Below are 11,010 nucleotides of genomic sequence, written 5' to 3'. Positions count from 1 at the left end.
CACCAGCGCCTGGTAGCCCGCGGCCTCCGCGCGGCGGATGAGCGCCGTCGTCACCGCGCGCTCGCGGAAGCAGTACACCTGGAACCAGAGCGGCCCCGTCGCGGCGGCGGCCACGTCCTCCAGCGTGCGGCTGGCCATGGTGCTCACCACCATCAGCCCGCCCAGCGCCCCGGCCGCCCTCGCGGTGGCCACCTCGCCGTCCGGATGGGCCAGGGCCTGGTACGCCATGGGCGCCACGCCCAGCGGGTGCGAAAGGCGCGTGCCCAGCAGCTCCACGGAGGTGTCGCAGCGGGCCACGTCCACCAGCACGCTGGGGCGCAGCCACCACGCGTCGAAGGCCCGCCGGCTGTCGCGCAGCGAGCACTCGTCGTCGCTGCCGCCGAACACGTAGTCGAAGACGTCCGCGGGCAGCCGCGCGCGGGCCTGGTCTTCGTACGCGTCCAGGCAGAGGGGGCGCGCGGCGGGGGCCGTCACGCCTGCGCCCGGGCGTAGTCGCGCTCCACCGCCTCGAAGAGGGCGCGGATGTTGGCGCCGCCGAAGCCCCGGGCCTCCTGGCGCTGGATGACCTCGAAGAAGAGCGTCTGCTTCGGGTGCTCGGAGCGGGTGAACGTCTGCAGCAGCGTGCCCCACGCGTCGCGGTCCACCAGGATGCCCAGCTCGCGCAGGGGCACCAGGTCGAAGTCGAGCGCCCCCAGCCGCGCCTCCAGCCGCTCGTAGTACGGCGCCGGAATCTCCAGGAACCGCGTGTGCCGCCGCAGCTCGCGCACCACCCCCACGATGTCCGCCGTCAGCAGCGCGATGTGCTGCACGCCCGGGCCGCCGTTGCGGCGCAGGAACTCGCCAATCTGCCCGGGGTTCTCCGCGGACAGCGGCTCCTGGAGCGGCAGGATGATGCGCGTGGACGGGCTCTGCACCACCTTGGAGTTCATCCCGCTCTGGCGCGTGTGGACGATCTCCTCGTGGGACTGATGGAAGCCGAAGACGTGCTGGTAGAAGCGCACCGTCGCGTCCAGCGTGCCCGGCTCCAGGCAGATGGCCAGGTGATCCAACCCGGAGAACGGCGCCGGCGGCAGCGCCCCCACGGCCTCGCACGGCACCAGGCCCGGCGGCAGGAACGCGCCCACCGCCGCGTCGGACTGGATGAACGAGTGCACCAGGTCCCCCACTGTCGCCACGGTGGCCTGGTGCATGCTCCGCCCCTCCCCGTCCAACCCCTTCACCGGCTCGCGCAGGGGCCGGGCCCCGCGCTGGGTGACGTGGCCGAAGGCGCCCACCGCGTCCTTCGTGCGCAGCGCGATGTCCCGCACGCCGTCGCCGTGCCGCTCCACGAAGCCAGCGGCCACGTCGTCCGCGGTCAGCCCCTGCGTGAGCAGCAGCCGCAGCGTGCCCTGCTGCAACAACACGGAGCGCCGGCCCGCGAGCCCCGTCTCCGGGCCCCCTTCCGCGACGCGGCGGAAGCCCATGCGGTCCGAGTAGAAGCCCGCTGCGCTCGAGACGTCGGCGACGCACAGCTCGACGTACTCGATATCCTCGAAAAACATGAGTTGGGCCCGTTCCGGTGAAGTCAAAACTCCTTGGATGGTAAATGATTCAGGGGACAGCGGGATCCCCCTTTCTTCATCCGTCCTGGAGTTGTCCGGTGTCGCCTCCCGGGCCGGCCGGAGGGCGGGCTAGGCGGCGCTCGCGGCGGGGGCCAGCAGCCCGCGGTCCCTCAGCGTGTCGAGGATGCGCTCCAGGCCGGCCTCCACCGTCTCCGCGTCGGAGCGGACGGTGACTTCAGGGGACTCGGGCGGCTCGTACGGGTCCGACACGCCGGTGAAGTGGGGGATCTCCCCGGCCAGGGCCTTCTTGTAGAGCCCCTTCACGTCGCGGGCGATGAGCGCGTCCAGGCTGGCCTGGACGTAGACCTCCAGGAACGGGATGCCGGCCTGGGTGGCCAGGGCGCGCACCTCGTCCCGGGAGCTCTTGTACGGCGAGATGGCCGCGGTGATGACGCCCACCTCGTGCTTGGCCAGCACGCGCGCCACGTAGCCGATGCGCCGGACGTTCTCCTCGCGGTCCGCGCGGCTGAAGCCCAGGCCGCGGGACAGGTACGTGCGCACCTCGTCCCCGTCGAGCAGCTCCACGCGCTGCACGGGTGACAGCTGCCGCGCCACCGCGGCGGACAGCGTGCTCTTGCCCGCGCCGGACATGCCGGTGAACCAGAGGATGAAGCCCGGACGCTGATGCATCGCCATTCCCTCTACCTGTCCACGGCGGGGCCGTTGATCATCCCCGCGCCCACGGTGGCGTTGGTGCCCTCGTCGATGAGGATGAAGCTGCCGGTGCTGCGGTTGCGCCGGTACTCGTCGAAGAAGAGCGGCACGTCGTGCGCAGCGTCACCCGGCCCACCTCGTTGAGCTTGAGGCCCGGGCTCTGGTCGTCGCGGTGCAGCGTGTTGACGTCCAGCCGGTAGTGCAGCTGCTTCACCATGGCGCGCGCCATGCGCGTGGTGTGCTTGATGGCCAGCCGCGAGCCGCTGTTGAGCTGCGCCGAGTCCGACAGCCAGCACACCATCGCGTCGATGTCCTGGCTCGCGGTGGGCGGGTTGCCCGGCCGGCACAGCATGTCGCCGCGGCTGATGTCCAGCTCCTCCTCCAGCGACACGTTCACCGACATGGGCGGGAACGCCTCCGTCATCGGCTTGCCGGCGAGCTCCAGCGACTTGATGCGCGTGGTGAAGCCGGACGGCATCACCATCACCTCGTCGCCCGGGCGCATCACGCCGCCCAGAAGCTGCCCGGAGTACGCGCGGTAGTCGTGGAACTTCTTCGCGGAAGCCGGCCGGATGACCCCCTGCACCGGGAAGCGCAGGTGGATGAGGTCGCGGTCGGACGCGATGTGCACGTTCTCCAGGTGGTGCAGGAGCGTGGGGCCCTGGTACCAGGGCATCTTCTCCGAGCGCGTCACCACGTTGTCCCCGCCCAGCGCGGAGATGGGGATGAACGACAGGTCCGTCACGTCCAGCTTCATGGAGAACTGGCGGAACTCCTCCCGGATGCGGTCGAAGATGCCCTGGTCGTAGTCCACCAGGTCCATCTTGTTCACGCACAGCACCAGGTGCGGCACGCGCAACAGCGACGCGATGAACGCGTGGCGGCGCGTCTGCTCCAGCACGCCCTTGCGCGCGTCCACCAGGATGAGCGCCAGGTCCGCCGTGGACGCGCCCGTCACCATGTTGCGCGTGTACTGCAGGTGTCCGGGCGTGTCCGCGATGATGAACTTGCGCTTCACCGTGGAGAAGTAGCGGTACGCCACGTCGATGGTGATGCCCTGCTCGCGCTCGGCCTTCAGGCCGTCCAGGAGCAGCGCCAGGTTGACGTACTCGTCGCCCCGGGCGTTGCTCGTGCGCTCCACCGCGGCGAGCTGGTCCTCGAGGATGGACTTCGTGTCGTACAACAGCCGCCCGATGAGGGTGCTCTTGCCGTCATCCACGGAGCCCGCGGTCGCGAATCTCAGCAGTTCCACTAGAAGTATCCCTCGCGCTTGCGGTCTTCCATCGCCGTCTCAGAGAACTTGTCGTCCGCGCGGCTGGCGCCACGCTCCGTCACGCGGGAGGCCGTCACCTCCGTGATGACCTCCTCCACGGTGGACGCGGTGGACGGCACGCACGCGGTGCACGTCATGTCGCCCACGGTGCGAAAGCGCACCGTCTCCGTCGTCACCGTCTCGCCGGGGAGCATGGACATGAAGGGCGACCAGGCCATCAGCATCCCGTCCCGGCGGAACACCTCGCGCCGGTGCGTGTAGTAGATGGACGGCAGCGCCACGTTCTCCCGGCCGATGTACTGCCAGATGTCCAGCTCGGTCCAGTTGGACAGGGGGAAGACGCGCAGGTGCTCCCCCCGGCGGTGGCGGCCGTTGTAGAGCGCCCACAGCTCCGGCCGCTGGTTCTTCGGGTCCCACTGGCCGAACTCGTCGCGGAAGGAATACACGCGCTCCTTCGCGCGGGCCTTCTCCTCGTCGCGCCGGGCGCCGCCGAAGACGGCGTTGAAGCCGTTCTTCTCGATGGCCTCCAGCAAGGGCTGCGTCTGCAGGCGGTTGCGGGACGCGCGAGGCCCCTTCTCCTCCGTCACCTTGCCCGCGTCGATGGCCTCCTGCACGGACGCGACGATGAGCCGCGCGCCCAGCTCCGCCACCCGTTCGTCGCGATACTGGATGACCTCCGGGAAGTTGTGCCCCGTGTCCACGTGCATCAGCGGAAACGGCAGCGGCGCGGGCCAGAAGGCCTTGACCGCCAGGTGCAACATCACCGCGGAGTCCTTGCCACCCGAGAAGAGCAGTACCGGCCGGTCCAGCTCCGCCGCGACTTCCCGAATGATGAAGATGGACTCGGCTTCCAGCGCCTCAAGATGTGAAAGCTCGTAGCTCACGGCGAGGCAAGCTACCACAACCCTCCCCGCGCCCAACCGTGGCCATGAAGGTTTCCGCGTCCCCGGCGGTGACACACGGCGGATGCGACATGCGGGAGGGGGCGGTGAAACATGGGCGTCCGACCTGCTGGGACGGATGTTTCACGGGCCCACTGCCGGTGCGTGTCCCACGGTCTCACCGCGCGTGCGGGAGGACGTTCCCCGCGGGGGGCACATGGTATAGACGGCCGCGCCATGGCAAGCGCCTCCTCTCCCGTCCTCGATCGCTGGTTCCCGTCCCGCAAGCCGCTTCCGGAGCCGCGCTTGCGCCTGTTCTGTCTGCCGTTCGCCGGCGGCAGCGCGGCCATCTACACGCCCTGGAGCATGGCGCTGCCCACGGGGGTGGAGCTGTGCGCGGTGCAGCTGCCCGGGCGCGAGCGGCGCCTGATGGAGCCCGCGCTCAAGTCCCTGCCGGAGCTGCTGGACGTGCTGATGCCGGCGCTGACGCCGCTGATGGACCGGCCCTTCGCCCTGTTCGGCTACAGCATGGGGGCGCGCATCGGCCTGGAGGTGGCCCGCACGCTGAAGCGCCAGGGCGGCCCGAAGCCGCTGGGCTTCATCGCGGCGGCGGCGCCTCCGCCGTCGCACAACGAGCGGGAGCCCATCCACACGCTGGATGACGCGGGCTTCATCGCGAAGCTGCGCGAGTACGACGGCACGCCGGAGGAGGTCCTCCAGCACAAGGAGCTGCTGGAGCTCATCCTCCCCACGCTGCGCGCGGACTTCGGGCTGGCCTGGTCGGAGAACGGCCAGGACCCGGCCCCGCTGGACCTCCCGCTGTCCGTGTACGCGGGCAAGGGGGACAAGCACGTGGGGCTGGACCTGATGGAGCACTGGCGCGCGGAGTCCACGGCCGACGTGCGCATCCGGCACTTCGACGGCGGCCACTTCTTCATCCGCTCGCACGGGCCGCAGGTGCTGGCGGCCGTGCGCGAGGACCTGACGCGCTGGATGACGGCGCAGCCTTAAGCCGTCTTGATGACCGGGGCCATGTCCCCGGACAGCGGCACGGTGTGCTGCCACCGCACGGAGAGCGCCCCGCCCCGGGGCCTGCGGAAGGCCACCGCCGCCTGGTGCCGGGCGGACGGCTTGTGCTGCATGAACTGCCACACGTCCGGCAGGTCGTTCATCCGCGGGTCGAAGGCGATGCCGGGCATCTGGCCCGGCACCAGGTCGAAGGCGAACTGATCCAACGGCAGGGACAGGCCCGCGCCGCGCGCCTTGATGTAGGCCTCCTTCAGGGTCCAGTACTCGAAGAAGCGCGCCCGCTGGTGCTCCTTCGGCAGCGAGCGCAGGGCCTGCACCTCCGTCTTCGCGAAGTAGTGGTCGGCGATCTCCACCGTCTCGCCCGGCCGCTCCGCGTCCTCGATGTCCGCGCCCAGGTCCACGTCCCGGCCCACCGCGACCAGGGCCATGCCGTCGGTGTGGCTCAGGTTGAAGCGCAGCCACTGGCCCACCGGCCCGACGATGGCGGGGCGGCCGTACTCGTTGGGGACGAAGCGCCAGGCCTCCGGCGCGACGGGGGCGTAGCGGGACAGGGTCAGCCGCACCAGCGCGTGCGACACGAGGTACTGGCGCTGGTGGCGCTCGAAGTGGAAGCGCCGCTGCCGCTCGCGCTCGCCTGGGTCCAGCAGGGCCTTGTAGGCCTCCAGCAGGCGCGGGTCTTCAATACGCTCGGGTTCGACGAGCCAGACGTGGACCTCGTCGGGGCGCAGGTCGAGGGGCGTGGAGGGAGGGGACGGCGTCATGTCACCCAGGCAATCAGGAACCGCCGCGCCTGTCACGGGGGCTGGTCCGGCCTGACGCCGGGCGCGTAGGCTGCACCGCCCAACGGCAGCAAGGGGGGGAACATCATGGACCTGTCCACCGCGACGACGAAGCTCCAGGCGCTGCGCCGGGACATGACCGGCCACACGGACCGGGACGACGAGCGCCGCATCCTGGACCTGCTGGAGGGCGCCACCCGCGAGGAGCTGAACTTCCTGCTGTCCAACGTGGACCTGGTGCGGCTCTTGTCGGACCTGGACGACCGGCTCATCGGCCCCGACCATCACACCGAGCTCCTGGACCTCTTGTGCAGGCGCCGCGCGGCGGAGCTGTCCCTGCCCGTGCGCGCGTCGCTGGCCACCGCGCTCCAGAAGGGCGCCACGCGCGCGCAGGCGGAAGGAAGGCTGCGCGACCTGTTCCTGGGGCTGAAGGGCCGCGAGCTGACCGGGTTCAAGAACCTGCTGGAAGCAGGCGGCGAGTACCACGACCTGCACAAGCTGGTGTTCGACGACGTGGACGACGCCGCGGTGCGCGCGGAGCTGCTCGCCCACTTCCAGCGCGAGGCGCAGGCGTTCCCCAGCGGGGAGAACAAGGTCCTGAGCGACATCGACGACACGTTCTTCGCCAACTGGGTGGACCCGCGCTACCCGAAGAAGACGGTGTACCCGGGCGTGCTCGCGTTCTACCAGGAGCTGGACCGGGGCCCGGGCATCATCCCGGGCCGCGCGGGCGACCTCGTGTTCGTGAGCGCCCGTCCGCAGGACCCGCTGGGCCTCATCGAGAACGCGACGCTGGACTCGCTGAGCCAGCGCGGCGTGCCGCTGGCGGTGATGCTGTCCGGCAGCTTCTTCTACCTGCTGGGCAACACGCGCATCGCGCAGAAGAAGTTCGAGAACTTCGAACAGTACGCGCGCCTCTTCCCCGAGTACGGCTTCGTCTTCGTGGGCGACAGCGGCCAGGGTGACGTGGAGTTCGGCGCGAGGATGCGTGAGGCCCTGCCCCAGGCGGTGCGCGCCGTGTTCATCCACGACGTGGTGGCGACGCCGCAGTCGAAGCGCGACGAATGGCGCGCGAAGCACGTCTTCTTCTTCGACACGTACGTGGGCGCGGCGGTGGACGCGTTCCACGCGGGCGTCATCTCCCGCGACGGCGTGGACCGCATCTCCGCCGCCGCGACGGAGTCCCTGGCGGCGATTGCCTTCACCTCCCCTGCCCAACGTCAGGAACGGGAAGCGGAGCTCGCGCGCGACCTGACGCGGGTCTCGGCGCTGCCCCGGGCATTGACCGCCTGAACATCAACCGCCGCGGCTCGTCACGAGGCGCGGCCCACATCCTCACGCAACGAAGGAGTGTCGCCCCATGTCCCGTCCGCTGACCCTGATGTCCGCCGCTGTCGTCGGCCTCCTCTGCACCGCGTGCGGAGCGGAGGAAGAGACCCTCAATCCCGGGGAGACCCAGGACACGCGCTACAATGTCGCGGGCAGCTATCCCGTCACGATGATGATGGCCGGCGCGCAGCCGGCGGACGAAGCGCTTCTTCCCGGCCAGGCCTCGGTCGTGCTGGCCGTGGACTCGGGCTCGCGGGACAAGCTGCGCGTCTCCATCAAGCCTCTTGAATGCGACCTGACCGCGACCATGACGGGCTCGTCCACCTTTGCTCTGAACCCGGGCTCGTGTCGCCTGGTCGTCCCTCCGCACGATGAGCAGCAGTCCAGCTGCACCATCGAGCTCGCCATCAACGACGGCTCCGGCGAACGCGCCCCCGTGGACGGCAAGGTCGAGCTGACCTTCAACGCCAACTACACCCGGCGCTGCGCGGATTCCTCCGAGCCCTACTTCACCGGCGTGCGCATCAAGCTCGAGGGCGCCTGACCGCGACGCTGACGGGCGAGTCCACCTTCACGATGAAGCCGGGCACCTGCACCTTCCCCATTCCAGAGGACACGCAGGTGAAGTGCTCCTTCTGCCTGGACATCACCGGCACCTGAGGCCGCCGGCCCGCGCGGTCGGGGCGCGATGAAGCCTCCCTGACAGCCCCCGGCCCACCGGTCCCGGACAGTTGGCGGGACGTGCGAGACACCCCAACCTTCCGTGCGCTTCACAGGGGTGGAGCGGCCGTCTTGGGGACGGAAGGAAGGGCTCCGGGAGGTACCCGGGGCCCTTCCGGGGCGTGAAGGGGCGCGCGGGGCCGATGGAACTGTTTCCCATTCATTTGCTGTTCATCGTCGTGTTGATGAACCGCTACATCCTGGGCCCCTTCCTGAGGCGGCTGAAGGGGCGGCGGTTCGAGCGGGTGGACGACACCTACCGCCCGAAGGTCGCCATCGTCGTTCCGCTGTTCAACGAAGGCCAGGGCATCTACCACACCGTCCGCGCGCTGCTGGAGCAGGACTACCCGCGCGAGCTGACGGAGATCATCGTCGTGGATGACTGCTCGCGCGACGACAGCGTCGCGTGGGCCACCAAGGCCGCGGAAGGGCACCCCAACGTCCGGGTGATGCGCAACCCGGAGAACATGGGCAAGCGCAAGGGCATCAACCGGGGCGTCCGCGCCGCGGAGGGCGCGGAGATCATCGTCTCCGTGGACTCCGACGTGGTGGTGGAGAAGAGCGCCGTGCGCCAGCTCATCCGCCGCTTCGTGCACCCGAACGTCGCCGCGGTGGGCGGCCGCACCTTCGTCATCAACCGTCACCAGAACTGGCTGACGCGGATGATCGAAATCAAGTTCCACTTCGCCCAGAAGTGGCTGAAGGACCTGGAGCGCTCGTTCCGCCAGGTGATGTGCCTGTCCGGCTGCCTCACGGCCTACCGCCGCTCGGTGCTGCTGGAACTGGAGCCCATCCTGGAGGCGCGCGCCATCGCGGGCATCCCCATCAAGTACGGCGAGGACCGCTTCCTCACGCGGCAGATCGTCAAGCACGAATATGAAACGGTCTACACGCTGGACGCGTACTGCTTCACCGCCGCGCCGTCCACGCTCGCGGGCTACTTCAGCCAGCAGCTGCGCTGGCGGCGCTCCAACCTGGTGGACCTCCTCTGCGGCCTGTCGCACGCGTGGCGGCTGCACCCGGTCATCACCGTGCACTACGTGTCGCAGCTGGCGCTGCTGCTCGCGTACCCGGTGGTCATCGTCCACAACATGCTCAACGGCGAGTTCTGGGACATCCTCGCGTTCCACTTCCTGGTGATTGGCCTCTTGGGCTTCATCTACCGGATGGAGACGCGCTACCTGCCCGAGGACCGGCGCGTGCCCGCGGTGAGCTTCCTGCCCATGGCGCTGCTCATGCCGGTGACGTACGCGCTCTTCACGCCGCTGGCCCTGCTGACGCTCGACTCCGGGAGCTGGGAGACGCGCGGCAGCCCGACGCCGGCCCAGGCCCCCTCCCCTGCCCCCGTGAAGCTCACCTCCAACTCCGCAGGCGAGGGAACCCCGTCATGAACCAGCAGGTCGCCAACCGGCTCAACTCCGTCGCGGTGTCCGCCTACAAGTTCATGGGGTCGGTGCTGCTGGCGCTGATCCTCCTGGGCCTGCTGTCGTTCCTGGCGGTGCAGGGCTTCTTCCTCGCGAACAGCAGCTGGGTGACGCCCACCATCCTGTCGCCCACCGACCCCAACGTCCTGGCGCTCAACGCGCAGGCGGCGCAGCAGGAGTCGGAGCGGGACGGGCTGCTGGCCAGGCGGCGCGAGGCCTCCGACCGGCTCCAGGAGGCCGAGCGCACCGTGGCCACGGAGCGGTCCTTCCAGCAGCGCTTCGTCGTGGCGCTGAAGGGCGAGAAGCGCTCCCGCGACCGGCTGGCGAAGCGGCTGTCCGCGCTGCGCCAGGAGTACCTGCGCGCGGGCGGGGAGATCGCCGAAGCCAACCGCGCGTTCAGCGGCCTGGCGCGCACGCGCACGAGCGCGCTCTACGGCGCGAAGCTGCTGGAGCGCGAGGACGTGCTCACCACCAACCACCACCTGGCGCAGATGGCGCAGAGCAACCTGTCCCTGGCCCAGGAGACGGTGGACCTGGACATGCGCCTGGACACGCTGCGGCGCGAGAGCCAGGGGCTCAGCGCCGCGGAGAACGGCCTGGGCCGCGACGACGCCCCCGAGGGGCTGACCACCGACACGCTGCTCCTGGAGCGTGAGTACACGCAGTCGGTGCTGGCGATGGCCCGGGCGGAGGCGCAGCGCAAGAGCCTGGAGGCGGACGTGCACGCGCTGGACGAGCGCATCCGCCGCTTCAACCAGCTGCTCCAGGTGGTGCACGGCTCGCCGTACTTGAAGGCGCTGGAGCAGAACCTCACGGTGGCCTTCGTGCCCTACGAGAACCTGTCCAACGCCCGGGCCGGCACCCCGCTCTACACCTGCGCGCTGAAGATCCTGTGGTGCCGCGAGGTGGGCGTGGTGGGGCCGGTGCTGGAGGGGGAGGTCTCCCAGCAGCACCCCATCCGCCAGTACCACTTGCGAGGCGTGATGGTGGAACTCCAGCTTCGGGACGCGCCGAGCGCGCGCGAGCCGCTGCTTCACCTGGGCCGTCCCCCGCTGATGCTGTGAGCCCCATCTTGGAACAGGAAAGGAAGCGGAGGATGCGGACGAGCCTCGCGAGAGGAGCCCTGCTGGGGCTCGGGGTGTGGGCGGGCATGGCCCCGGCGGAAGAGACGGGGGCGGTGCGGGCCCAGGCGGACCTCGCGAAGGGCTACTGCGAGCGCGTGCGCGGCACCGCGCGCGCGGAGGCGCGCTGGAGCTGCGCCGGAGGTGTTCGCCAGCGTGGGCGCGGTCAACGCGGCGACGCGATGGCGGCTCGGACGAA

Annotated in this window: 10 protein-coding genes and 2 pseudogenes; 6 read left to right on the top strand and 6 right to left on the bottom strand. The window is 70.1% G+C overall.

Annotated features, from left to right (window positions below; translation table 11 throughout):
• From ACLEQD_RS26920 to cysD, 5 genes and pseudogenes are all read right to left on the bottom strand, one after another.
• The coding region (locus ACLEQD_RS26920; RefSeq protein WP_410387811.1) for an alpha-hydroxy acid oxidase at positions 1–474 on the bottom strand (474 nt) is incomplete at its 3' end.
• Positions 471–1,541, bottom strand: coding sequence for a 4-hydroxyphenylpyruvate dioxygenase (gene hppD, locus ACLEQD_RS26915; protein ID WP_410387810.1), 1,071 nt, complete (start codon positions 1,539–1,541; stop codon positions 471–473). The genes ACLEQD_RS26920 and hppD, both read right to left, overlap by 4 nt.
• 129 nt (positions 1,542–1,670) lie before the next feature.
• Positions 1,671–2,231 (bottom strand): adenylyl-sulfate kinase, encoded by a 561-nt coding sequence (cysC, locus tag ACLEQD_RS26910; protein WP_410387809.1) that lies wholly within the window; start codon positions 2,229–2,231, stop codon positions 1,671–1,673.
• 11 nt (positions 2,232–2,242) lie between these two features.
• Positions 2,243–3,474 (bottom strand): annotated as a pseudogene (locus ACLEQD_RS26905) (sulfate adenylyltransferase subunit 1).
• A 32-nt stretch (positions 3,475–3,506) separates the two neighbouring features.
• On the bottom strand, positions 3,507–4,412 hold the full coding sequence (gene cysD, locus ACLEQD_RS26900) for a sulfate adenylyltransferase subunit CysD (RefSeq protein ID WP_410387808.1): 906 nt from the start codon (positions 4,410–4,412) through the stop codon (positions 3,507–3,509).
• Positions 4,413–4,646: 234 nt separating this feature from the next.
• Between cysD and ACLEQD_RS26895 the strand changes: the two genes are divergently transcribed.
• Positions 4,647–5,420 carry a thioesterase II family protein gene (locus ACLEQD_RS26895; protein ID WP_410387807.1) on the top strand — a complete coding sequence of 258 codons (774 nt, stop codon included), beginning with the start codon at positions 4,647–4,649 and terminating at the stop codon, positions 5,418–5,420.
• On the opposite strand, the gene ACLEQD_RS26890 is transcribed toward ACLEQD_RS26895, so the two are convergent.
• A complete protein-coding gene (locus tag ACLEQD_RS26890; RefSeq protein ID WP_410387806.1) occupies positions 5,417–6,199 on the bottom strand; it encodes a 4'-phosphopantetheinyl transferase family protein in 783 nt (260 codons plus the stop codon). The two genes, ACLEQD_RS26895 and ACLEQD_RS26890, sit on opposite strands and share 4 nt — an antisense overlap.
• Positions 6,200–6,304: 105 nt before the next feature.
• On the opposite strand from ACLEQD_RS26890, the gene ACLEQD_RS26885 reads away from it, so the two are divergent.
• From ACLEQD_RS26885 to ACLEQD_RS26865, 5 genes and pseudogenes are all read left to right on the top strand, one after another.
• Positions 6,305–7,510 carry a phosphatase domain-containing protein gene (locus tag ACLEQD_RS26885; RefSeq protein ID WP_410387805.1) on the top strand — a complete coding sequence of 402 codons (1,206 nt, stop codon included), beginning with the start codon at positions 6,305–6,307 and terminating at the stop codon, positions 7,508–7,510.
• Between the two features lie 67 nt (positions 7,511–7,577).
• Positions 7,578–8,090 carry a hypothetical protein gene (locus ACLEQD_RS26880; protein ID WP_410387804.1) on the top strand — a complete coding sequence of 171 codons (513 nt, stop codon included), beginning with the start codon at positions 7,578–7,580 and terminating at the stop codon, positions 8,088–8,090.
• Positions 8,091–8,409: 319 nt separating this feature from the next.
• Entirely contained in the window at positions 8,410–9,657 is a 1,248-nt protein-coding gene (locus ACLEQD_RS26875) for a glycosyltransferase (RefSeq protein WP_410387803.1), read from the top strand.
• Positions 9,654–10,754, top strand: coding sequence for a hypothetical protein (locus ACLEQD_RS26870; protein WP_410387802.1), 1,101 nt, complete (start codon positions 9,654–9,656; stop codon positions 10,752–10,754). Before ACLEQD_RS26875 ends, ACLEQD_RS26870 begins: the two co-directional genes overlap by 4 nt.
• A gap of 32 nt (positions 10,755–10,786) precedes the next feature.
• Positions 10,787–11,010: pseudogene (locus tag ACLEQD_RS26865) on the top strand (hypothetical protein); the annotation flags it as partial.

This window comes from Corallococcus sp. 4LFB (assembly GCF_046520365.1).
Lineage (GTDB): Bacteria > Myxococcota > Myxococcia > Myxococcales > Myxococcaceae > Corallococcus > Corallococcus caeni.
This window is presented reverse-complemented; position numbering and strand designations above follow the sequence as displayed.

Excerpts from the sequence above, each read along its gene's own strand:
- ACLEQD_RS26890 (WP_410387806.1), bottom strand. The coding sequence starts at position 6,199 with ATGACGCCGTCCCCTCCCTCCACGCCCCTCGACCTGCGCCCCGACGAG.
- ACLEQD_RS26875 (WP_410387803.1), top strand. The coding sequence starts at position 8,410 with ATGGAACTGTTTCCCATTCATTTGCTGTTCATCGTCGTGTTGATGAAC.
- hppD (WP_410387810.1), bottom strand. The coding sequence starts at position 1,541 with ATGTTTTTCGAGGATATCGAGTACGTCGAGCTGTGCGTCGCCGACGTC.
- cysC (WP_410387809.1), bottom strand. The coding sequence starts at position 2,231 with ATGCATCAGCGTCCGGGCTTCATCCTCTGGTTCACCGGCATGTCCGGC.
- ACLEQD_RS26870 (WP_410387802.1), top strand. The coding sequence starts at position 9,654 with ATGAACCAGCAGGTCGCCAACCGGCTCAACTCCGTCGCGGTGTCCGCC.
- ACLEQD_RS26880 (WP_410387804.1), top strand. The coding sequence starts at position 7,578 with ATGTCCCGTCCGCTGACCCTGATGTCCGCCGCTGTCGTCGGCCTCCTC.
- ACLEQD_RS26885 (WP_410387805.1), top strand. The coding sequence starts at position 6,305 with ATGGACCTGTCCACCGCGACGACGAAGCTCCAGGCGCTGCGCCGGGAC.
- ACLEQD_RS26895 (WP_410387807.1), top strand. The coding sequence starts at position 4,647 with ATGGCAAGCGCCTCCTCTCCCGTCCTCGATCGCTGGTTCCCGTCCCGC.